This window comes from Actinoplanes sp. NBC_00393, from assembly GCF_036053395.1.
Lineage (GTDB): Bacteria > Actinomycetota > Actinomycetes > Mycobacteriales > Micromonosporaceae > Actinoplanes.
The window spans coordinates 2,810,661-2,831,532 of record NZ_CP107942.1 but is presented as its reverse complement, the minus strand read 5'-3'; the positions used below and the strand labels follow the sequence as shown (position 1 = coordinate 2,831,532).

The following is a 20,872-nucleotide window of genomic DNA, read 5'->3' as shown; positions in this document are numbered from 1 at the left end:
CGTGTCCCGACTGCTGCGCCTGATCGCCGTGACGATCCTGCTTCTCCCTGCCGCGTGTCACCGGCCCGTCGCGGAGTCCGGGCCGGGCGGCTGGACCGCCGACACGAAAGGCCGCAACGGACTCGGCACGGTGCCGGCCACCGATCTGGGCTTCGTGCGCCACGCCGACGCGGTGGACTGGCCGTCCGCCTCGGACTGGGTGCCGCCGGGCGACGGACTGCGGGCCATGCTGCCGGCGGCGGACTGCGTGCTCGCGCTCGGCGACTACCTGAACGGCCATCGTGCGGTGACCGCGAACTGGACCGGGCCGCAGGCCTGCGACCGGCTGCAACTGGATCCGGCACCGGACGGCAGGCAGGGAAACGGTGACGGTCCGCCGGATCAGGTCAACGGCTGGCCGGGCGGCGGGATCAACGCCGACGCGGCGCTCGTGACACCGGAGGGCAGCATCCTGGCCGCCGCGAGCGACGGTCTGACTCGTTACCGCGACGGGCAGCGCGAGCAGCTGGCCCGGGCCGACCTGTCCACCGCCGGGTTCGAGGGCAACGGTACGCGCAGCCTGGTCCGGGGCCTGGTCCGGACCCGCAGCGGTCGCATCGTCGTCAACGCCGACCTGACCACGTCGGCCGGCCCGCCTCCGGCGGTCCTGGTCTCCGCCGACGGCAGGAAGTCGCTGCGCCGGGTCGATCTGCCGGCCGCCGACGGCCCGGCGCCCGGCAGCCGGCAACTGCTGGCGGTGATGGCCGCCGAGGGCGACACCGTGGTGGCCATCGGGTACGGGTGGGGCACGGTCGGTGTGTGGCGCTCCGTCGACGGCGGCCGCAGATGGACGGTGTCGAGCGTCGACGGTCTGCCGCCGCAGCTGGTGCTGACCCGGCTCGTGCGCGCCGGCGAGCGGTGGTTGGCGTTCGGCGCAGTGGACCGGACCGAGACTGGAGAGCAGGACATTCCGTACGTGTTGAGCAGCGCGGACGGCGTCACCTGGAAGCCGGTCCCGACCGCCGGGATGGGCGCCGGCCGGGTCGCCGACGTCACGGTCGACCGCAGCGGGACCGTGGTCGTGGTCGGGGCCGTCGACGACTCCCGGCCGTACGTGGAGGGCCGCCGCGACGACTACTGCGGTGTCGTGTGGCTCGGCGACGGGACGGGCGGGTGGCAGCGCGGCGAGCTGGGCTGCAGCGACTCCCCGCCGCAGGCGGTCACCACCCTGCACGACGGCCGGGTGCTGATCGCCGGCAACCGTGACCTGTGGCTGCGGGCCGCCGCGTGACCCGGCCGGATGGCATGATCGGCGGATGCCCTCCCCCGTGACCGTCATCCGCGACGGCGCCGTGCGCGCACGCGGCTACCGCGACGGCGACGCGGTCGTCTACGACTGGGGCTTCACCTGGCAGGGCGCCGAGCGCGAGCAGCGCAGTTTCGTGCTGCTCGACACCGGGTTCCAGATCAACCAGCCGGTCGTCTTCCCGGAGCACCAGCGCGGCTGGTGGTACTGCGACCTGGTACGAGTCGTCGACGAGGGGCACACCGTGCACGTCGACGACCATTGGATCGACGTGATCGTCGGGCCGCCCGACCATCCGTACCGGGTGCTCGACCTCGACGAGTACGCCGACGCGATCGCCGCCGGCGACCTGGACGCCGCCACCGGCGTGGACGGGCTGCGCCGTACGCAGCTGTTTCTCGATCGGCACCTGAACCGCCGGCACGACACCCGGCGCGACTGCTGGCCCGACTTCCCGCCCCGCGCCATCGCCGCGCTGGCCGGCCTCGTGGTCACCCCGCAGTGGGAGCACCTGGACCGGTGAAGCTCCGCCATTCCGTTCGCGCGATCATCCTCACGGACCAGCACGAGGTCCTGCTGTGCCGTCATGTCCTTCCCGATTTACCGGGGCGCGTCGTCTGGGCGGCGCCCGGCGGAGGGGTCGAGGACGGCGAGACGCCGCTGGCCGCCCTTCGCCGCGAGCTCGCGGAGGAGATCGGGCTCGCCGTCGACAGCCCGCCGCACGTGTGGCACCAGGAGGCGGTCTTCGGCGGCGTGCCGGGCCACGACGGCGTGGTCAATGATTACTTCCTGGTTCGTGCCGCGGAATTCGTGCCGCGCGGCTCCCTGTCCGACGACGAGCTCGCCGCCGAGAACATCACCGAACTGCGGTGGTGGTCTCTTCGTGACATCCGCGGTTATCGCGGGCCGGACCTGTTCTCGCCACGTGATCTGGCCACGCCGCTGGCCGCCTTGATCGACGGGGGTGTGCCCGGGCGCCCGGTGCCGCTGAGCCTGTGATCTGGCGGCGGCAGGTTACGGTGCCCGCCATGATGATCATCGCGCCGCCACGGGTTCTGCTCTGGTTGTTGCCGGCGCCAGGACTCGTGTGGTGCGTGGGACGGGTGTTCGGCGTCGAACGGGGCGTCCTGGTGATGGTTGTGGCCTTCACCCCGTACATCGCGGTGTGGTCTTTGGTCCCTCTATTGGTGGCGCTGGCGGCGCGGCAGTGGGTGGCCAGCGTGGTTGCCGGCGTCGCTGTGGCCGGCCTGGCAGCGTGCGTGCTGCCGCGTGCCGTGCCGGACCTCGACCGGGGGCCGACCGACGGTGTGGCGGTGCGGGTGATGACGGCGAACATGTGGTTCGGGGCGGCTGATCCGGCGGACCTCGTGCGGTTGGTGCGGGAGGAGGACGTCGCCGTGCTCGCGGTGCAGGAGTTCACCGCGGACGGCGAGGCGGCGCTGCGGGCTGCGGGGATCGCCGGGCTGCTGCCGTATCAGCAGCTCGCGGCGGAGGACGGGGCGAGCGGATCCGCGATCTATGCTCGCTACCCGCTGACCGAGGCGGGGTCACGCCGCAACGATGGTGGGTTCCGGCAGGCGTACGCGACGATCGCGCCGCCCGGCGCTGCCCCGGTGTTCGTGGAGTCGGTGCATCCGCTCGCGCCGGCGCATCCCAGCGTGCTCAACGGCTGGAGCGCCGACCTGCGCGAGCAACTGCCGGCCGACCCGGACGGCGTGCCGCGGATCCTGCTCGGCGACTTCAACGCGACGCTGGATCACGCGAAGCTGCGGGCGCTGATCGGCACCGGTTACCGGGACGCGGCCGACGCGGTGGGTGCGGGGCTGATCGCCAGCTGGGGGCCTTACGACGGGGATCTGATTCCGCCGGTGACGATCGACCATGTGCTGGTCGACGAGCGGATCGGGGTGCGTGACGTGTCGGTGCACGCGGTGCGCAACGCCGACCATCGCGCGGTCGTCGCCGCGCTGACGCTGCCCGTTACGCGTCGCCCATGACCAGGCCCTCGATGGTGTGCTTCTGGGTGATCGGCGTCAGCTTCTCGACGATCGGGCAGTCCAGGTGGTCGCGCACCTCGGCCGGCAGCGTCGCCCAGAACTTCTCGGTGACGGCCAGGTCGTGCTTGTCGCTGTTGGTGGCGTCGGCGGCGTCCACGCCGAGCACCAGCACCGGGCGGGAGAACTGCGAGTAGTTGCGCGTGCCGCGGTGGATGGTCAGCGCTGAGCGGGCGGAGATGTCGCCGCGCTTCGGGTATTTGCGGACGGCGCGCTCCTCATACCGGCCGTACTGCGTCTTGCGCGGGAACATGCCGTGCCCGAACGACGGGTCGTCGTCGAACTGGGTGCCCGGGGCGATCTCGAACGGGCCCATGTCCTCGGTGGTGTCCACGCCGGTCAGGTTGAAGGCGAGCGAGTTGAGCCGGCCCTCGGTGCGGGTGACCTCGGGCATCGGGAAGTCGCGGTGCCACGGCTGGTTGACCGCGCCGGCGAACGGGATGTCGAAGCCCAGCTCGACGATCTTGTAGTCCTCCCCCAGCACCGCGGCGCTGACCGCCGTCACCCACGGGTGGGTGACCAGGTCGACGAAGCCGCTGAGCTGCTCGGGGTGGATCTCCACGTAGTAGCGGTGCGGCCCGCGGCCGACCGCGCCGCCCGGCCGGTCCTTGGCCTCGGCGAACGCGGTCTCGATGTCGGCGCGCATGCGGTCGGCCCAGTCGACGCTGAACGCGCCGCGCAGGGCGGTGATGCCGTCGGTGTAGATGGCTTTGCGGGCATCTTCGCGGGCATCGAGGGAAGTCGTCATGCACCCCATGTTGCAACGTGGCATGCCACGTTGCAACCCCTGGCGCTAGCATGTTCGCGTGGCTGCGAATCTTCGTCAGGTCGCCGAGCGCGCCGGCGTGTCCGTGCGGACGGTCTCCAACGTCGTCTCCGGCTTCGCGCTGGTCGCGCCGCAGACCCGCGAGCGGGTGCAGCGGGTGCTCGACGAGATGGGATACCAACCCAACGCGGCCGCCCGGCACCTGCGCGGCGGCCGGTCCGGACTGGTCGCGCTGGTCATCCCGGAGATCGCCTCGCCGTACTTCGGGGAGCTCGCCGGGCACCTGGCCGACGAGGCGGAACAGCGCGGCTGGACCCTGCTGGTGCAGCAGACCGGCGGCGACGCCCGCCGCGAACGCGAACTGCTCGACGGCGTACGCGGTCAGGCCGTCGACGGCCTGGTGATGAGCCCGTGGGGCCTGTCCCCCGCCGACCTGCGCCGCCGCCCCGACGCCGCGCCGCTGGTGCTGCTCGGCGAGCAGGACGCCGACGGGCTGCTCGACCACGTCGTCATCGACAACGTCGCCGCCGCCCGCGAACTGACCCGGCACCTGATCGAAACCGGCCGCACCCGGATCGCCGCCATCGGGTTGCAGCCGCACCTGAGCAACGGGACCGCGCAGCGGCGGCTCGACGGCTACCGGCAGGCCCTCGCCGGGGCGGGGCTGCCGCACGACCCGGCCCTGGAGATCCCCGTCGCGCACCTGCACCGCTCGGACGGCGCAGCGGCCATGCGCGATCTACTCGCCGCTGCGATCGATGTCGACGCGGTGTTCTGTTTCAGCGATCAATTGGCCCTCGGGGCGCTGCACGCAGCCACCGCGCACGGCCTGCGGGTGCCGGCCGACCTGGCGGTCGCCGGTTTCGACGACGTCGAAGACGGACGGTACGCCAATCCGGCGCTGACCACCGTGTCTCCCGACAAACCGGCGATCGCCCGGGCCGCCCTGGACTGCCTCACCGCACGGCTGAGCGGCGCCTCGCCGGCGCCGGCCCGCCATCTCATCGCCCACCACCTGGAACTGCGGGCCAGCACCGCTTGACCATCCCCGTATCGGAAGGCGAGCGCGGCTGCGCAACCAGGGGGCTGGTCACGGTGCCGCCGGACGGGTGAGGTGGCGGACGGCGTCGACCACGGCGGCCCTGCGGCGGCCGCTCTCGACCAGGTCCAGGAATTCCGGTTCGCGTAGCTGCCACATGTTCGCCAGCGCCAGCACGAGCGCGAGGATCTCCGGCGCGGCGATGCGGTCGGTGACGACGCCTCTGGTCTGGGCGTCCGCGATCACGGCGACCTTGTCGGCCATCGCGGCCGCGGTCGATGCCCGCCGGGAGGCCGTATCGCCGCGCTCGAGCTGATACCACGCGACGAAACGCAGCACGTGCGGGTGGGCCGTGCCGGCGTCGTAGAGACGTCCGGCGTACTCACCGAGGTCGTCGGCGTCGATCGGGACGGCGGTGACGGTCTGCTCGACGATCAGGTCGAAGACCGCCTCGAACAGGTCGTCCTTGTTCTTGTAGAACGAGTAGACCAGGCCGGCGCTGATGCCGGCTCGCTTGGCCAGGCGGTCGACGCGGGCGCCGGCCACACCGTAGGCGGCGAACTCTTCCAGGGCCGCTTCGAGCAGTTGCCGGCGTTTCGTCTCGGGATCGCGGGTCCGCATGCCACCCAGCCTACTAATGAACGTTCATTTGACAAGCCGATCCGGCCGCCGTAGCGTCGCTATTGAATGAATGTTCATTACGAAGGAGTTCCGATGGCATCCTGGACCCCCGCAGAGATCGGCGACCAGACCGGGCGCGTCGCCCTGATCACCGGTGCGAACAGCGGAATCGGCTGGCAGACGGCGCTCGTGCTGGCCGGGCGGGGCGCCCGGGTCGTGCTGGCGGGGCGCGACCCGAGCAGGCTCGCCTCCGCCGCCGCGGCGATCCGCGCCCGGGTGCCCGGCGCCGAGCTCGACACTGTCGTGCTCGATCTGAGTGATCTTCATTCGGTCCGGACCGCGGCGAAACAGGTCGTCGACGGCGGCCCGCTGGACCTGCTGTTCAACAACGCCGGCGTCATGAACATCGCGGACCGCCGCACCACCGCCGACGGCTTCGAGATGACCTTCGGCACCAACCACCTGGGGCACTTCGCCTTCACCGCCCAGGTCATGCCCGCTCTGCGCCGTGCGCCGGCGGCCCGCGTGGTGACCGTGAGCGCGATCGCCGCCCGGTGGCCCAGCGGCGAGCTCACCGACCTGATGAGCGAACGCCGCTACCGGCCGATGGGCGCCTACGCCAAGTCCAAGCGGGCCAACATCGTGTTCACCGTCGAACTCGCCCGGCGGCTGGCCGGCACCCCGATGACCGCGGTCGCGGTGCATCCCGGTGCGGCGATGACCAACCTGCAGCAGGAGACACAGGGCGCTGTCGCCAGGCGCATGATGGGTTTGCTGGCGAAGGTGGCGATGGGCTCCCCCGAGGGCGCCGCCTGGCCCTCCCTCTACGCGGCGACCGAGCCCGGCGTCCGCAGCGGCGATTTCATCGGCCCGGCCGGGCGCCGCCAGGACTCCGGCACCCCGAAACCGGCCCGCCTCCCCCGCGGCGCCGACGACCGGGCCACCGGCGCGACCCTGTGGGCCGACAGCGAACGCCTCACCGGCGTCACCTTCACCGTCTGACACAGCCGAATTTCCTGAAGACCGGCACCACCTCCGGCAGCGTCGGCGACTGGCTGCTCCCCCCGAAGCCCTGCGCCGCGGCCACGAGATCGTGGCCGTCACCGGCTATCGGTCCCGGATCAGCGGCCAGGATTCCGACCTCACCGTCGTGGACGGCGAGGCAGCCGCGACTCCAGCCAGCGCAGCAGGCATGAGCCCTGTTCCCGTTGCATGTGGCGCAGCCCCGGCAAGTCCGGCAGCTCCGGCAGGTGGCCCTCCCGCCAAGCGCGGCCGGCCAGCCCGGCGAGCGCCACGTCGACGTCGCGTGCCGGGGCGTCCTGCCAGCAGGAACGCTGGAGGAGTTGTTCGGGGTCGTGCCCGCACGCGGCGAGGTCCGGCGCCAGCCGGATCAGGTCCATCCAGCCGGGCGCCGTCCACAGATGGGTCCAGTCGACGATCCGCAGCCGGCCGCCGGGCTGCCGGATGATGTTGTCGCGCCGCAGGTCGCCGTGGTGCAGCGCGGTGCCGCCGGTGAGGGCGCCGAGCCAGCCTCGCTCCAGTTCGGCGAGCAGCGGGATCGGAATGTTCACCGGCAGCGGCCGGCCGCGGACATGGTCGACGGCGATGCGGCGGTGGCCGGGCTCGCCGTTCAGGGCCTGCCAGGTGCCGAGCAGGGGCACAAACACTTCCGCGTACGGCGAGGTGCCGCCGATCGGGCACGGATCCAGCAGGTCCCGCAGGCGTTGCACCATCGCAAGAACGTGCGGCAGGTCCGCGCTTTCCCATCGCGTCACCGTTTCGCCCTCGACGACCTCGTAGGCCGCCACTCGCCACGGCCCGACCACCGCGCAGCCGACGAGCCGTGGGCCGAGGTCGCCGGTCACGTCGGCGAGGACCACGCCGGCCTGCACAGCGTCACCGAGGCCGGCGGGCCCGGCCTTGACGAACAGCCGGGTCCCGCCGCCGCCGGCCACGACCGAGGCGATCGACGGCGTGAACCCGGCATCGGCCGGGTGCTCGGTGCGGATCGGGCCGCCGAGCAGTTCCTCGACCGCCGCGCGGACGCCGGGCGGCGCGTCGGCCAGGCGTGGGCGGCGGATCACCCTCGCCATTCTGCGGCGGCTCCGCGCAGGACGTAGCGTGAGGCGTCCGACATTCGGGAGCGTCCATGAGTCTGGAAAAGGTGATCTTCGGGTTCTTCGTGCTGCTGGCCGCGACGCTGAACTTCGGCTTCTTCATCGGCGACATCGACGACCCGACCCTGCACAACGAGTACGAGCTGTTCGCCGCCGTCGTGGTGAACCTGATCGCCACCGTGCTGAAGTTCGGCGACCGCACCCAGATCGGCGCGGTGCACCTGGCCACCAGCCTGGTCGCCGACCTGCAGCTGATCGCGGCGACGCTGGCCTGGACGTGGGCCACCCAGATCTCCGCGGCCGGCCTGGACGGCGAGTCGATGGCCAGTGTGGTGTCGCTGTCCGGCGGCGCGCTGATGGCCAACATCGTCTCGGTGGTCCTGCTGGTCATCGAGACCGTCTCGTTCCAGCGGCGCTGAGAGAAGCGGCTCTGAGAGATGAGAGTGCGGCGGATGATCGGCCGCGACGAGGCCCGGCCCCGCGCGGCCCGGCGCTGGACGCGGATCGCCGCGGCGGTGCAGGGGCCGCCGACGGTGTTCCTCATCCTGCGGCGGATGCGGGCGCCGCTGATCGTACTGATCACGATCTTTGCGATCAGTGTGCTGGGGCTGACCCTGATCCCGGGGCGGGACGATGCCGGGCAGCCGGCGCGGATGGGGTTCTTCGACGCGTTCTACTTCATGAGCTACACGGCGACGACCATCGGGTACGGCGAGATCCCGCACGCGTTCACCGGCGCGCAGCGGCTGTGGGTGATCGCGAGCATCTACCTGACCGTGATCGGGTGGGCGTACGCCATCGGCTCTCTGCTGACGCTGTTGCAGGACCGGGCGTTCCGGCAGGCCCTGGCCCTGCAACGCTTCACCCGCACGGTGGCCCGGATCCGCGAGCCGTTCCTGCTGATCGCCGGGTACGGCCAGACCGGTCAGCTGCTGGGCCGCTCGCTGGACGCGCTGGGCCGGCGCCTGGTGGTGGTCGACACCAGCGCGGACCGGGTCGACGCGCTGGACATCGAGGCCTATCACGCCGACGTGCCCGGGCTGGCCGGCGACGCCCGCAACCCGAAGACGCTGGAGCATGCCGGGCTGGGCCACCCGTACTGCGAGGGGGTGCTGGCGCTGACCGACGACGACGAGGTGAACCTGGCGGTCAGCATGACGGCCGCCCTGGTACGCCCGGACCTGCCGGTGATCGCCCGCACGGTGTCCCCGGCCGTCGGGCACCGGATGGCAGCGTTCGGCTCCCCCACCGTGGTCAACGCGTTCGACCGGTACGGCGATCACCTGCGGCTGGCCCTGCGCGCTCCCGCCTCGTACCAGTTGATGGTGTGGCTGGAGAGCGGCCCGGGCGCGGAGCTGCCGCCGCGCGGGCAGCCGCCGCGGGCCGGCCGCTGGGTGCTGTGCGGGTACGGCCGGTTCGGCCGCGAACTCACCGAGGACCTGCGCGCGGAGGGCCTGACCGTCACCGTGATCGACAACGCGACGACCGCCGACGAGCCGTGGGTGGTGGTCGGCGACGGCTCCGAGCCGAGTGTGATGGCCCGCGCCGACCTCGGCGACGCGGTCGGGTTCGTGGCCGGCACCGACAACGACACCACCAATCTGTCGCTGGTCGCCGCCGCCCGCCGGATCAATCCGGAGCTGTTCGTCGCGTCGCGGCAGAACCGGCCGGAGACAGCGCCGCTGTTCGCCGCCATGCGGGTCGATTCGCTGCTGGTGCCGGCCGAGGTGACCGCGCACGAGATCTACGCGCAGCTGAGCACCCCGCTGCTGTGGCGGTTCCTGCGCGACATGCCGGCGCTCGGCGATCAGTGGGCGGAAGCCATGATCGAGCGGCTGCACAAGCGGTGCGGCCGCCGGCTGCAGGGGCTGTGGCGTACGACGGTGGACGAGCACGACGCGCCGGCGCTGACCCGGTGGCTGGGCGGCGGGCCGGCGACGATCGGTGACCTGCTGCGCCACCCCGACGACCGGGACCAGCGTCTGGACATCGTGCCGCTGCTGGTGATGCGCGACGGCGAGGTCGCCTTGGGGCCTGCCGACGGCGACGAGCTGCGGGCCGGCGATCAGATTCTGTTCGCCGGGCAGCCGTGGGACCGGCGGGCGCTGCTGGACACGCTGACGATCGACGCGGTCAGCCAGTACGTCCTGTACGGCCGGCGGGTGCCGTCGAGCTGGATCTGGCAGCGGCTGAGCCGCACGCCCCGCGCCGGCTGAGGTGGCCGATCGGCCGATCGTGTTCACCCGAACGGCGACGCAATACCGCATTGATGGCGGCCAAAGTGAGGGCTATGGTGGCACCATCGGTCAGCCCATTCATGACCTCCGATATGCGGGATTGCGCGGGGAGGGAATGCCGTCATGCGTACGCATTTGTTGTCCGGCCTCTTCTCGGTCGCATTTCTTTTCGGCGCCTCGCTCACCGCTGCCACCGCTCCGGCCGCGCCGCCGGCCGTGACGCACGCGCACCACGTCGGCCACGACCACGACGCCGAGCATCTGGCCGAGGATCTCGTGGGCACCCCGATGCGGGTGATCGAGCAGAACACCACCGCCAACGCGCAGCGGATCCAGCGCGAGACCGGCATCCGCCCCGGTACGACGCGGTCGAGGCGGGCCGTGGACGCGGATCCCGAATTGTCGGGCGCGTGGAGTCCGGTGACGCTGACGCCGGTCGTCCCGGTGTTCTCGGCGGTGCTGCCGAACGGCAAGGTGCTGATCTGGGACTCGGTCGGCGACAACGCGAGCGAGACGTACCCGAATCACACGTACACCCGCGCCGCGGTCTGGAATCCGGTCGACAACACCGAAAAACGCGTCGATCTGATGGGCAGCAACATCTTCTGCGCGGGCTTCGCGCACCTGCCGAACGGCAACATTCTGATAGCCGGCGGAAACGCCAACGCGCAACTCGCCGGAACGGTCCGGACCTACGTCTTCCACTGGCAGACCGAGACGTGGACGCGCGGCAACGACATGGCCGCCGCCCGCTGGTATCCGTCGGTGGCGGCGACGGCCAACGGCGAAGGGGTCATCATCGGCGGTGGCCCGGCGACCGCCGAGGTGTACCAGAACAACGGCGCGATCCGCGCGCTGACCGGATTCACCAAGTACAGCGCCCGGGTGTACCCGTTCCTGGGGTCGCGCCCGGACACCCAGGTCGGGCTGTTCGGCCCGTTCAACGCCGGGTGGACCGTCAACACGGCCGGGAACGGGGCGACCACCGGCACCAGCACCCGCGACGGGATCGCCCGCGACTACGGCAGCTTCGCCACCTACGACATCGGCAAGACGATCGTGGCCGGCGGCGGCAACGTCACCGAGGACGGGCTCGCGCAGGTGCCCACCCGCAGCGCCGTCGTGCTCGACAGCAACACCAGGCTGGTTCCGGCGGTCACCTCGACCGGGCCGATGTCGGCCGGGCGCCGCCAGCACAATCTGACCGTGCTCGCCGACGGCTCGGTGCTGGCGACCGGCGGCATGACCAGCGCGGCGGGCAACACCCTGGTCGATCTGGCCAGTGCGGTGACCACGGCGGAGCGCTGGGATCCGGCGACCGGCGAATGGACCGTGCTCGCCGGGGCGAGCCGGATCCGGCAGTACCACTCGACCGCGGTGCTGCTGCCCGACGGCCGGGTGATGACCGGTGGCGGCGGGGTCTGCAAGGTCTGCATGCAGGTCGGATACCTGGAGAAGAACGTCGAGTACTTCAGCCCGCCGTATCTGTACGGCGCCGACGGCGAACTCGCGACCCGGCCGGTCATCGCGGCGGCGCCGGCCGGGATCGGCATCAACACGACGTTCACGATCTCGTCGGAGCAGGCGGCCGACATCCGCAAGGTCGGGCTGGTCGGGCTCAGCGACGTCACGCACGGCGTGGACCAGGGGCAACGCTACGTCCCGCTGCGATTCACCGCGTCCGGGACGACGCTGACGGTCACCGGGCCGCCCACCGGCGGGGTGGCGCCGCCCGGCTACTACATGCTGTTCATCGTGGACGCCGCGGGCGTCCCCTCGGTGGCGAAGATGGTCCAGGTCGCGCGCGGACCGAACCCGTTGCTGAGCCCGGTGCGCAACAGCACCGGCCGGTGCGTCGACGTGCCGTCGTCGGCGCTGGCGATCCGGACGTACCTGCAGGCGTACACGTGCAACAACAGCAAGGCGCAGGCGCTGACCCGGCTACCGTCCGACAACTCGGTGCGGGTCCTCGGCAACTGTCTGGACGTGCCGCAGGGCAACTTCGCGGCGGGTCAGCGGATCTGGGCGTACACGTGCAACAACACGGCCTCGCAGACCTGGCAGTTCCCGGCGGACGGCACGATCCGGCCGATCGCCCGGACCACGCTGTGCCTGGCCGCGGCGTCCCCGGCCAACAACGCGGTGATCCAGCTCGCCACCTGCAACGGCAGCACGCTGCAGAAGTGGACCTGGTAGCCGCCACGTGATCGCCTCTACCGTCCCCGCAACCGCGGGAGTACGGTGACGACAGGTGTGCCGGGAAGTCTGGTCGGCGGTCATGATCCGTTTGCGACCGGAAAGGCACACCCGTCATGGACGATGTCGCGCTGCGTGCAGTCCACCTGACCAAGCGGTATGGACGGTTGACCGCCGTCGACGATCTCAATCTGGACGTCGCGGCGGGTGAGGTGTTCGGGTTCCTCGGGCCCAACGGCGCCGGGAAGTCCACCACCATCCGCATGCTGCTCGGGCTGGCCCGCCCGACCACCGGGCACGCCCACCTGTTCGGCGTCGACGCCGGCGATGCCGTACGGGCACACCGCAGCGTGGCGTACGTGCCCGCCGATGTGGCGCTGTGGCCGCGGCTGACCGGTGGCGAGCATCTGGAGCTGCTGGCGGCGACCGGTCCGGGCGTCGACCGCGGCTACCGTGACGAGCTGGTCGAACGATTCCAGCTGGACCCGTCGAAGCCGGCCCGGGCCTACTCGACCGGCAACCGGCAGAAGGTCGCGCTGGTCGCCGCGTTCGCCACCCGGGCGCCGCTGCTGGTGCTCGACGAGCCGACCAGCGGCCTGGACCCGTTGATGGAACGCGAATTCCGCACCGCCGTCCGGCACGCCCGGGAGCGCGGCCAGACCGTCTTTCTCAGCTCGCACCAGCTCGCCGAGGTCGAAGCGCTCTGCGACCGGATCGGCATCCTGCGCGCCGGGCGGCTCATCGAGGTGGCCGCCGTCGGTGAGCTGCGCGCCCTGCACCGCCGCGAGGTCACCGTCGCCTACACCGGCACAGCGCCGCGGCTGGCCGGGATCCCCGGCGTGCAGGACGTCGTGAGCGCCGATCACAGTCTGCGATTCACCCTGGTCGGGCCGCCGGCGCCGGCCCTGCGTTCGCTCGCCGACGCCGACGTCACCGGTGTGTCGATCCGCGAACCGAGCCTGGAGGAGATCTTCCTGGACTACTACGGACACCAGGCCCTGCGATGAACGCCGCTCCGGCGATCAACCGGCTCGCGGTCCGGCAGGTCTGGCCGGGATCGCTGATCGTGCTGGGCATTTCGGCCGGGATGACCGCGGTCATCGCGGCGACCCACGCCGGCGTGACGGCCGACCCGGCCGCTGCCGCGGGCCTGCGGAACATCGCCGGCAATCCGGCCATCCGCACCCTGTTCGGGAATCCGGTGGCTCTGGACCACGCCGGCGGCTTCACCGTCTGGCGCGCCGGCACTCCCGTCGCGATCCTGCTCGGCACGTGGGCGATTCTCACCGTCACCCGCATCACCCGCGGCGCGGAGGAGGCCGGTCGATGGGATCTGCTGCTCGCCGGCCGCGTCGCTCTGCGGACCCTGACCGCACGGCATCTGACCGTCGTCGCCGCGGTCGCGGTCCTGACCGGAGCTGCCGTCACCGCGGCACTGTCACTGACCGCCGACCGGCCGTTCGGCGCGCTGCTCCACGGCGCCGGGATCGGCCTGATCGGGCTGTTCAGCGCGGCCACCGCTGCGCTGGCCGCCCAGCTGTTCGCCGCCCGCGCCACGGCCTCCGGCGCGGCGGTGGGCGTGCTGGGCGGCGCCCTGCTGCTGCGGATGGCCGGCGACGGCGTCACCGGGCTCGCCTGGCTGCGCTGGCTTTCCCCGCTCGGGCTCATCGAGATCAGTTCACCGTACGGCGAGAACCGCGTACTGCCGCTGGTGGTGCTGCTGCTGGTCACCGCAGGTACGGGTGCCGCGGCACTGTGGCTCGCCGGACGACGCGACGCCGCCGGCGGTCTGCTCACCGCCGGCGCCGGCGGCCGGGCGAACCGGGGGCTGCTCGGCGGGGTGCACGCGTTCGCCGTACGCCGCATGCTGTTGCCCTTGCTGGCCTGGACCGCCGGCGTGCTCGCCTACTTCCTGCTGATCGGCCTGACCGCGGTATCGGTCACCGCATTCATGGCGCAGAACACGACCGTCAGCGAGATGGCCGGGCAGGCCGGATTCGGCAGCCTCGACCGGGTCGAGGGGTTCACCGCCGCGATCTTCGCGGTCCTGGCGCTGCCCGTCGGCGCGTTCGCCGCGATCCGGATGGGCACCTTCGTCGCTGCCGAGTCCGACCGGCGTCTCACCCTGATCGCCGCCCAACCGGTCAGCCGGGTGCGTCTGCTCGGCGCCGAAGCGGCCGCGACCGCGTCCGGCATGGCCGCGCTGGTCACCGTTGCCGCGCTGGCCGTCTGGGCGGGCGTCACTGCCGCCGGCGGCGGCCTGACCGCCGGCGCGGCGCTGCGGGGCACCTGGAACGTCCTGCCGGTGGCCATGCTCAGTCTCGGCGCGGCCGTGTTCGCGACCGGGTACGCCCCGCGCGCCGTGGCGGCGATCGGCGTGCTGCCCACCACCGGGGCGTTCCTGCTGCAGATCGTCGCTGACAGCGCCGGCGCACCGGGCTGGGTCCTCGACCTCTCCCCGTTCGCGCACCTCGCGCCCGTCCCGCTGGCCCCGGTCGGCGTGACCGCGGCGGTGGTCATGCTCGTGATCGGCGCGGTTCTCGCCGCGGCCGGCGTGCAGGGTTACCGAATCCGCGATCTGAGTGGGTGACAGCACGCCGCCCGATGCGGCGACGACGATTCACCCGGGTTCGGCTGCGGCGCACCACCGTTCCGCAGACGCGTGACGGTGGTACGACAATGCCACCGAAACGGCTGAACCGTCACGGAACTGTCATACGGTCGCGGACCGCTCGCCACGTGGGTCGAGCAGGCTGGTCGCCGTCCTGTGCCTGATTCGGCGACACCGGAGGCCACGCTCATGCACTCGCTCCCTGAGAATCCCGACGACTGGTCCGAGCCGGCGGACTGTTCTCTGGGGATGTCGACCGACGAGTTGATCGCGGAGGTGGTCGCGGCGTCGGTGCTCAGCAACCCGCACATCCGCGGCGGTCACCTCACGATCCAGGTGCAGAACCGGGTGGTGATCCTGTCGGGGGACGTCCCGTCCACCGAGGCGCGCAAGATGATCCGGCAGCTCGCCTGGTCCACGCCGGGCGTGCACGACGTGTGCAGCGACCTCGGCGTCGTACCGCCCGGGGAGGTCACCGGCGGTGAGTGACGGTCGCGGCGGCGAGCGCGGGTAGGCGTACCTCGAATCGGCAGCCGCCGGTGATGTTGCGGGCGTGCACCTGGCCGCCGTGCGCTTCCACCAGGCCGCGCACGATGGCCAGGCCGAGCCCGCCGCCGCCGGCGGCCTCCGGGGTACGCGCCCGGCTGCCGCGGAACGCCACGTCGAACACCCGCGGCAGGTCGTCGTCCGGGATGCCGCCGCAGCTGTCGGACACCGCGAACCAGACCGTGCCTGCGTCCCGGCCGGCGTCGATGCGGATGCTGCCGTCGGCCGGGGTGTAGCGCAGCGAGTTGGTGAGCAGGTTGTTCAGGATCCGGTTGAGTTCGGCGGCGCCGGCGGTGACGGTGGGCCAGTTCTTCTCGGTGGCCAGCACCCGGATGCCGCGGCTGCCGGCCAGCGGGACGACCGCGGCGACGGCGTCGGAGACGATGTCGGCCAGCGGCAGCTCGGTCGGGGTGAGCCGCAGGGTGCCGGCGTGGATGCGCGACAGTTCGAACAGGTCGTCGACCAGGCCACTCATCCGGTCGGTCTCGGCGCGGATCCGCCGGTGGTAGTCGGCGACGGTCTGCGGGTCGGCGACGACGCCGTCCTGCAGCGCCTCGGTCATCGCCCGCATCCCGGCCAGCGGGGTGCGCAGATCGTGCGACACCCAGGCGACCAGGTCACGGCGGCCGGCCTCCATGCGCCGTTCCTGGTCTCGGGCCTGCGCGGCCCACATCGCGGCGGCGGCGAGCCGGCGGCCGAAGACCGTGCCGAGCGCCAGGCTGACCACCGCGGACGCGCCGACGGTGACGAGCACGACCTGCAGGTCGTGGTTGGACAGGAACATGGCCTTGCAGACGGTGACCACCCCGGCGACGACCGCGGCCACGGTGATGGCCAGCAGGGCGCAGACGTGCACGGTGATCGAACGTCCGCGCAGCAGGCGCAGCGCGGCGGCGCCGAGCAGGCCGACCGCGGTGCCGGCGGCCAGCGAGTACAGGCCGATCAGGACGATGTCACGCATGGCCGGCCGGTTCGTAGCGGTAGCCGACGCCCCAGACGGTGACGAGCCGGGTGGGCGCGGCCGGGTCCGGCTCGATCTTCTCGCGCAGGCGGCGCACGTGGACGGTGACGGTGGACTGGTCGCCGAAGTTCCAGCCCCACACCCGGTCGAGCAGCTCGGCGCGCGACCACACCCGGGCCGGGTTGCGCATCAGGAACTCCAGCAGGTCGAACTCGCGTACCGTCAGGGCGAGTGGCCGGCCGTCCAGTTCGGCGGTGCGGCGGCCGGTGTCGGCGCTCAGCGCGCCGTCGCGCAGCAGGGCGGGCCGCGGCGTCGCGGCCGGCGCCGTACGGCGCAGCACCGACCGCACCCGCAGGACCAGCTCGCGCGGACTGAACGGTTTGGTCACGTAGTCGTCGGCGCCGACCTCCAGGCCGAGCACCCGGTCGCTCTCCTCGCCGAGCGCGGTGAGCATGACGACCGGCAGGCCGGGTTGCTCGCGCTGCAGGCGCCGGCACACCTCGAGACCGTCGAGGCCGCCGAGCATCAGGTCGAGCACGACGAGGTCGGGGCGTTCGGCGTCGACGGCGGCGAGCGCGGCGAGACCGTCGGCGGCCAGCCGCACCCGGCAGCCGTCCTGCTCGAGGTAGCGGCGCACGACGTCACTGACGGTCGGGTCGTCGTCGACGACGAGTACCTGGTGGGTCACGTTCGGAGGTTACTCACTCGGGCGCCTGCGGCGCCCGCCCGGCGATCTTTCGATTTTCTTACGGCACGCCAGGACGGTCCCGGTGCACACGGCCAGGGTCAGGAGCAGACCGGCGGCGTACGGGCGAGGCAGCACGCTGGGGTTGCCCGGCGATCTTCCGAAGCCCAGCACGAGTGGCAGCGCTACCACGACGACGGCCAGGTCGACGGCGGCCGCCGTGCGGACCGTGGCCTGCCAGCCGGACGGGATCACGCGGCGGATCAGGGCGCCGGCGGCCAGCAGGAGCGGCAGGAACACGGCGTCGTGCAGCAGCAGGACGGCGAGCAGGAACGCCAGCACGCCGAGGTGGTCGACGTCGCTGTCGGTGACGGCGCCGATCAGCGCGTACGCCATGGTCAGCGCACCGGCGGCGATGAGCGCACGTCTCACCGGACGCTCCGCAGCGTGATCCGGTCGACCCATTTGGTCTGCAGGACGCCGGGCCGGTTCGGCGCGATCAGCCGGGCCGGGTAGCCGTGGTCGAGTGCCAGGTCCTCGCCGCCGAGCCGCAGCGCGATCAGGGTGGCGCCGTCGGCCAGGTGCGGGCCGGCCACCACCGACGTGCGGTACCGGCCGGCCGGCTGCAGGGACTCCACCTGGGCCTCGCATCCGGCGAGGTCGGCGCCGACGAGAGCGGCGAGGTCGCGCAGCCGTACCCCGGACCAGGTGCCGACCGCGCTCCAGCCCTCCACGCAGGCGATCGGCAGGACCGCGGTGTGCTGCGGCAGAGCCGCCAGGTCGGCGCGGCTCAGCTCGACGCTGCGGCCGAAGCCGGTGACGGTGAGGCGGTAGGCGGGGTCCATCGCGGACTCCTGGACCCCGGCTGCAGCTGCGGTGCGGTTGACCGGCAGTCCCTGCGGTCCGGTGCCGGGACGCCGTGGCGCGAGCACGGAGACGGCGGCCAGCGGGCGGACGGTCTGGCCGACGGTGGCGATCGTGATGACCCCGGCTGCCGCGCCGGCCGCCAGCAGGACCTGGCGGCGCCCGACCGTCTCCCCGGGTACAGGCGGCCCGGCGCGCCGCACGGCGGGAAGCTGCACGCCGATGTGCACCAGGAGCGCGCCGATGGCGAGCCAGGCGACCCAGTAGTGCGCGGCGGTGAAGAAGAACGGCATCGGCGCGTACCAGTAGGCCGTGTTCAGAATGCCGCTGACCACCTGGAACAGTGCCGCCGCGACCAGCGCGGCGACCGACAGCCGCTCGGCGGCGTGCGCCGCGCCGCGCAGCAGCGGCCAGGTGAACAGCCGCGGGTAGACCGACCAGAGTTTCGCGCCGAGTAGCGGCACGACCGCCAGGCCGGTCGCCACGTGCAGGCCCTGGGTGAAGCGGTAAAGGCCGGCCGGGCGCGACGGCCACCGGAACCAGCCGGGCGGCTGCTGAATCAGGTGGCTGAGCACACCGGTGACGAAGCAGATCCCGAACGCGACGGCGAGCGCGATGCCGAGCAGGCTGGTCAGCCGGGCCGAGCGCAGCGGGGACGAGAAGGCGCCGGGGCGCAGCGGCCCGCGCCGGGGTGGCTCGGTGAGCCAGGTCAGGGTCCGGCTCACGCGGGAGCCAGGGTCGTGAACCATCGGCCGGCCTCCGTCCAGCTCGTACGGATGTGCAGGCCCGCGGCGTGGGCCAGGGGCGCCAGATCGTCGGCGGCGACCTGCGCCCAGCGAAGTGGCGCGCCTGAGCTGCCGGCACCGTCGTGCAGGGTGGCCGGGCCGGACCAGCTGCCGGTGCCGGGCGGTTCCACTTCGGTGTGCAGCCGGCCGTGCGCGGCGAGCAGGTCACGGCAGCGCCGCAGCAGCGCGGCCGGGTCGCCGCCGATGCCGAGGTTGCCGTCGGCGAGCAGCAGGTGCTCCCAGCGGCCGTGCCCGGGCACCGGCGCGAACACGTCGCGGCGCAGGGCCGGGGCGCCGCGCGCGCGGGTCAGGCGTACGGCCGCCGCGCTCACGTCGATGCCGAGCACCGGCCGGCCACGGCGCAGCAGGGCGCCGGTGAGCCGGCCCGGACCGCAGCCGACGTCGAGGGTCGCGCCGGTGCAGCGTTCGAGCAGTCCGCGATCGCCGGGACGGGCGGCCCGGCACCACGCGGCGGCGTCCACCCGGTGTTCACGGCCGTCCGGCGCCCGCATCACCAGCTGCGCTTCCCCGCCGGTGACGGCCCGCAGCAGGGCACTGTCGTAGAGGTCGAGTGCGGCCTGCTCGCCGGGCGGGCAGGCGGTGAGCGCCTGGTTCACAGCGTCTCACCCCCGGCCATCGACGGCGGCTTCCCCGCGTTGGTGCTGGTCATCGGCAGGGTGGCAGCGGCGGGCGGCTTCCCGGTGCGGCCGCCGGTCATCGGCCGGGCGACGACGGCCGGTGGCTTTCCGGTGTTGCCGGCCGGCAGCCACCGGGCCACGGCGGCCGGGAACCGGGCGCCCGGCGGGCAGGCCGCCGCGACGGTGACAGCGTCCGCGGCGGTGTCGACGTCGCGCAGGCGCGGCAGCAGGGCCGGGCGCAGACCGCGGCCGTGCAACGCTGCCAGGGTGTGCTCGCCGGTCGTCGCGGTGGACATCGGCACCTGCGGCAGCACCGCGGCGTGGGTGGCGTCGTGCAGGCCCAGCGCCCACCAGCCGCCGTCGTCGGCCGGACCCAGCACTGCCGGGGTGCGGCACAGTTGTGCGGCCGCGTCCCGCAGCATCCGGCCGGTCAGCTGGGGCGTGTCCATGCCGATCAGCAGCGACGGCACCCCGGGCAGGGCGGTGTCGGCGAACGCGGCCGCCAGCCGCTCCCCCAGGCCGGTGCCGCGCTGGGGCACGCACGCCCAGCCGAGCGGGACCGGGTGGTCGCCGTCGAGCACGAGCGTGCGCCGCACAGCCGGAACCCCGATCGCGGTGCGCAGCGTGTCGGCGAGCGCGGCGGCCGCGATCGCCGCTGCGGTCTGCGGGGTGCAGGGCGGGCAGAGCCGGGTCTTCACCCGTCCGGGCACCGGCGCCTTCGCCATCACCAGCAGCTGGATCATCGGGCCAGCACCGCCCGCATGTCGTGGATGGCGACGAGGGTGCCGCGCAGCGTGCCGGTCACCTTCGACCGCGTTCCGGCGGCCCGCGGCCGGTACGCGACGTCGACCTCCCGCACCCGCCAGCCGGTCCGGGCCGCGCCCAGCAGCAGCTCCAGCGGGTAGCCGCAGCGCCGATCGCGCAGATCGAGGGCGAGCAGGGCGTCGCGGCGGGCGGCACGCATCGGGGCGATGTCGTGCACGGGCAGGCCGGTGGCCCGGCGTACCCGATGGGCCAGGACCGCGTTGCCGGCCCGGGCATGCGCCGGCCAGGCCCGGGCGCTGGTCGGCCGGCGGCGCCCGCACACCAGGTCGGCGTCGCCGGCCCGGACCGGGCCGGCCAGCCGGGGCAGCTCCGCCGGGTCGAAGGACCCGTCGGCGTCGAGCACGCACACCACGCCGTCGACCGGATCGGCGGCGAGGATCCCGGCGTGCACCGCGGCGCCGTAGCCGCGCTCGGCGACCTCGATCACCCGGGCGCCGTGCCGGCGGGCCACCTCGCGGGAGCCGTCGGTGGAACCGTTGTCGGCCAGGATCGGCCGGTAGCCGTCCGGCATCCGGGCCAGCAGCCACGGCAGGGCGGCGGCCTCGTTCAGGCAGGGCAACACCACATCGGTCATGGACTGGAAGTTAGCCCTGGTCAGGGCCGCCAATTCTTACCGAACGCGAACGCCCGTGACAGTCCTTA

Annotated in this window: 22 protein-coding genes; 12 read left to right on the top strand and 10 right to left on the bottom strand. The window is 72.9% G+C overall.

What is annotated here, in order from left to right:
• The first annotated feature begins 1 nt into the window (after window position 1).
• Genes OHA21_RS13110 through OHA21_RS13095 form a run of 4 tightly spaced genes read left to right on the top strand, consistent with a single transcriptional unit; the run spans window position 2 to window position 3,282 of the window.
• The gene (locus tag OHA21_RS13110; protein WP_328473672.1) at window positions 2–1,270 is read left to right on the top strand and encodes a sialidase family protein; all 1,269 of its coding nucleotides are present in this window, start codon (window positions 2–4) and stop codon (window positions 1,268–1,270) included.
• 25 nt (window positions 1,271–1,295) lie between these two features.
• The gene (locus OHA21_RS13105; protein ID WP_328473670.1) at window positions 1,296–1,808 is read left to right on the top strand and encodes a DUF402 domain-containing protein; all 513 of its coding nucleotides are present in this window, start codon (window positions 1,296–1,298) and stop codon (window positions 1,806–1,808) included.
• The gene (locus OHA21_RS13100; protein WP_328473668.1) at window positions 1,805–2,284 is read left to right on the top strand and encodes an NUDIX hydrolase; all 480 of its coding nucleotides are present in this window, start codon (window positions 1,805–1,807) and stop codon (window positions 2,282–2,284) included. The genes OHA21_RS13105 and OHA21_RS13100 overlap by 4 nt, the downstream gene beginning before the upstream one ends.
• Window positions 2,285–2,313: 29 nt before the next feature.
• Window positions 2,314–3,282, top strand: a complete 969-nt coding sequence (locus tag OHA21_RS13095; protein ID WP_328473666.1) for an endonuclease/exonuclease/phosphatase family protein — start codon at window positions 2,314–2,316, stop codon at window positions 3,280–3,282.
• Here the strand turns inward: OHA21_RS13095 and OHA21_RS13090 are convergent.
• Window positions 3,266–4,087 carry a phytanoyl-CoA dioxygenase family protein gene (locus tag OHA21_RS13090; RefSeq protein ID WP_328473664.1) on the bottom strand — a complete coding sequence of 274 codons (822 nt, stop codon included), beginning with the start codon at window positions 4,085–4,087 and terminating at the stop codon, window positions 3,266–3,268. The two genes, OHA21_RS13095 and OHA21_RS13090, sit on opposite strands and share 17 nt — an antisense overlap.
• Before the next feature lie 58 nt (window positions 4,088–4,145).
• Between OHA21_RS13090 and OHA21_RS13085 the strand changes: the two genes are divergently transcribed.
• Window positions 4,146–5,147 (top strand): LacI family DNA-binding transcriptional regulator, encoded by a 1,002-nt coding sequence (locus OHA21_RS13085; protein ID WP_328473662.1) that lies wholly within the window; start codon window positions 4,146–4,148, stop codon window positions 5,145–5,147.
• A 48-nt stretch (window positions 5,148–5,195) separates the two neighbouring features.
• Here the strand turns inward: OHA21_RS13085 and OHA21_RS13080 are convergent, their stop codons facing one another.
• Entirely contained in the window at window positions 5,196–5,765 is a 570-nt protein-coding gene (locus OHA21_RS13080) for a TetR family transcriptional regulator (protein WP_328473660.1), read from the bottom strand.
• Window positions 5,766–5,858: 93 nt separating this feature from the next.
• On the opposite strand from OHA21_RS13080, the gene OHA21_RS13075 reads away from it, so the two are divergent.
• Window positions 5,859–6,767: an oxidoreductase gene (locus OHA21_RS13075; RefSeq protein ID WP_328473658.1), complete on the top strand. Its 909-nt coding sequence runs from the start codon at window positions 5,859–5,861 to the stop codon at window positions 6,765–6,767.
• Between the two features lie 140 nt (window positions 6,768–6,907).
• On the opposite strand, the gene OHA21_RS13070 is transcribed toward OHA21_RS13075, so the two are convergent.
• Window positions 6,908–7,849: an aminoglycoside phosphotransferase gene (locus tag OHA21_RS13070; protein WP_328473656.1), complete on the bottom strand. Its 942-nt coding sequence runs from the start codon at window positions 7,847–7,849 to the stop codon at window positions 6,908–6,910.
• Window positions 7,850–7,914: 65 nt separating this feature from the next.
• On the opposite strand from OHA21_RS13070, the gene OHA21_RS13065 reads away from it, so the two are divergent.
• The 6 genes from OHA21_RS13065 (at window position 7,915) to OHA21_RS13040 (ending at window position 15,415) form a co-directional block, all read left to right on the top strand.
• On the top strand, window positions 7,915–8,301 hold the full coding sequence (locus tag OHA21_RS13065; protein WP_328473654.1) for a DUF6394 family protein: 387 nt from the start codon (window positions 7,915–7,917) through the stop codon (window positions 8,299–8,301).
• A gap of 33 nt (window positions 8,302–8,334) precedes the next feature.
• On the top strand, window positions 8,335–10,098 hold the full coding sequence (locus OHA21_RS13060; protein ID WP_328473652.1) for an NAD-binding protein: 1,764 nt from the start codon (window positions 8,335–8,337) through the stop codon (window positions 10,096–10,098).
• Window positions 10,099–10,242: 144 nt separating this feature from the next.
• On the top strand, window positions 10,243–12,315 hold the full coding sequence (locus OHA21_RS13055; protein WP_328473650.1) for a galactose oxidase-like domain-containing protein: 2,073 nt from the start codon (window positions 10,243–10,245) through the stop codon (window positions 12,313–12,315).
• 116 nt (window positions 12,316–12,431) lie between these two features.
• Window positions 12,432–13,322, top strand: a complete 891-nt coding sequence (locus OHA21_RS13050; protein ID WP_328473648.1) for an ABC transporter ATP-binding protein — start codon at window positions 12,432–12,434, stop codon at window positions 13,320–13,322.
• A complete protein-coding gene (locus tag OHA21_RS13045; protein WP_328473646.1) occupies window positions 13,319–14,905 on the top strand; it encodes a hypothetical protein in 1,587 nt (528 codons plus the stop codon). Before OHA21_RS13050 ends, OHA21_RS13045 begins: the two co-directional genes overlap by 4 nt.
• Window positions 14,906–15,175: 270 nt before the next feature.
• The gene (locus tag OHA21_RS13040; protein WP_328473644.1) at window positions 15,176–15,415 is read left to right on the top strand and encodes a BON domain-containing protein; all 240 of its coding nucleotides are present in this window, start codon (window positions 15,176–15,178) and stop codon (window positions 15,413–15,415) included.
• Here the strand turns inward: OHA21_RS13040 and OHA21_RS13035 are convergent.
• Genes OHA21_RS13035 through OHA21_RS13005 form a run of 7 tightly spaced genes read right to left on the bottom strand, consistent with a single transcriptional unit; the run spans window position 15,399 to window position 20,804 of the window.
• The gene (locus tag OHA21_RS13035) at window positions 15,399–16,433 is read right to left on the bottom strand and encodes a sensor histidine kinase (protein WP_328473642.1); all 1,035 of its coding nucleotides are present in this window, start codon (window positions 16,431–16,433) and stop codon (window positions 15,399–15,401) included. The genes OHA21_RS13040 and OHA21_RS13035 overlap by 17 nt on opposite strands.
• On the bottom strand, window positions 16,426–17,121 hold the full coding sequence (locus tag OHA21_RS13030) for a response regulator transcription factor (RefSeq protein ID WP_328473640.1): 696 nt from the start codon (window positions 17,119–17,121) through the stop codon (window positions 16,426–16,428). Before OHA21_RS13030 ends, OHA21_RS13035 begins: the two co-directional genes overlap by 8 nt.
• A 9-nt stretch (window positions 17,122–17,130) precedes the next feature.
• Window positions 17,131–17,550, bottom strand: coding sequence for a hypothetical protein (locus tag OHA21_RS13025; protein WP_328473638.1), 420 nt, complete (start codon window positions 17,548–17,550; stop codon window positions 17,131–17,133).
• The gene (locus tag OHA21_RS13020) at window positions 17,547–18,707 is read right to left on the bottom strand and encodes a molybdopterin-dependent oxidoreductase (protein ID WP_328473636.1); all 1,161 of its coding nucleotides are present in this window, start codon (window positions 18,705–18,707) and stop codon (window positions 17,547–17,549) included. Before OHA21_RS13020 ends, OHA21_RS13025 begins: the two co-directional genes overlap by 4 nt.
• Window positions 18,704–19,384: a class I SAM-dependent methyltransferase gene (locus OHA21_RS13015; RefSeq protein WP_328473634.1), complete on the bottom strand. Its 681-nt coding sequence runs from the start codon at window positions 19,382–19,384 to the stop codon at window positions 18,704–18,706. The genes OHA21_RS13020 and OHA21_RS13015 overlap by 4 nt, the downstream gene beginning before the upstream one ends.
• Window positions 19,381–20,148: a TIGR04282 family arsenosugar biosynthesis glycosyltransferase gene (locus tag OHA21_RS13010; RefSeq protein WP_328473632.1), complete on the bottom strand. Its 768-nt coding sequence runs from the start codon at window positions 20,146–20,148 to the stop codon at window positions 19,381–19,383. Before OHA21_RS13010 ends, OHA21_RS13015 begins: the two co-directional genes overlap by 4 nt.
• Window positions 20,145–20,804, bottom strand: coding sequence for a glycosyltransferase family 2 protein (locus OHA21_RS13005; RefSeq protein ID WP_328473630.1), 660 nt, complete (start codon window positions 20,802–20,804; stop codon window positions 20,145–20,147). Before OHA21_RS13005 ends, OHA21_RS13010 begins: the two co-directional genes overlap by 4 nt.
• Window positions 20,805–20,872 lie beyond the last annotated feature (68 nt).

Coding starts and splice junctions, on each gene's coding strand:
- OHA21_RS13090 (WP_328473664.1), bottom strand. CDS start 4,087: ATGACGACTTCCCTCGATGCCCGCGAAGATGCCCGCAAAGCCATCTAC.
- OHA21_RS13045 (WP_328473646.1), top strand. CDS start 13,319: ATGAACGCCGCTCCGGCGATCAACCGGCTCGCGGTCCGGCAGGTCTGG.
- OHA21_RS13035 (WP_328473642.1), bottom strand. CDS start 16,433: ATGCGTGACATCGTCCTGATCGGCCTGTACTCGCTGGCCGCCGGCACC.
- OHA21_RS13050 (WP_328473648.1), top strand. CDS start 12,432: ATGGACGATGTCGCGCTGCGTGCAGTCCACCTGACCAAGCGGTATGGA.
- OHA21_RS13075 (WP_328473658.1), top strand. CDS start 5,859: ATGGCATCCTGGACCCCCGCAGAGATCGGCGACCAGACCGGGCGCGTC.
- OHA21_RS13065 (WP_328473654.1), top strand. CDS start 7,915: ATGAGTCTGGAAAAGGTGATCTTCGGGTTCTTCGTGCTGCTGGCCGCG.
- OHA21_RS13055 (WP_328473650.1), top strand. CDS start 10,243: ATGCGTACGCATTTGTTGTCCGGCCTCTTCTCGGTCGCATTTCTTTTC.
- OHA21_RS13095 (WP_328473666.1), top strand. CDS start 2,314: ATGATGATCATCGCGCCGCCACGGGTTCTGCTCTGGTTGTTGCCGGCG.
- OHA21_RS13010 (WP_328473632.1), bottom strand. CDS start 20,148: ATGATCCAGCTGCTGGTGATGGCGAAGGCGCCGGTGCCCGGACGGGTG.
- OHA21_RS13080 (WP_328473660.1), bottom strand. CDS start 5,765: ATGCGGACCCGCGATCCCGAGACGAAACGCCGGCAACTGCTCGAAGCG.
- OHA21_RS13040 (WP_328473644.1), top strand. CDS start 15,176: ATGTCGACCGACGAGTTGATCGCGGAGGTGGTCGCGGCGTCGGTGCTC.
- OHA21_RS13005 (WP_328473630.1), bottom strand. CDS start 20,804: ATGACCGATGTGGTGTTGCCCTGCCTGAACGAGGCCGCCGCCCTGCCG.
- OHA21_RS13105 (WP_328473670.1), top strand. CDS start 1,296: ATGCCCTCCCCCGTGACCGTCATCCGCGACGGCGCCGTGCGCGCACGC.
- OHA21_RS13060 (WP_328473652.1), top strand. CDS start 8,335: ATGATCGGCCGCGACGAGGCCCGGCCCCGCGCGGCCCGGCGCTGGACG.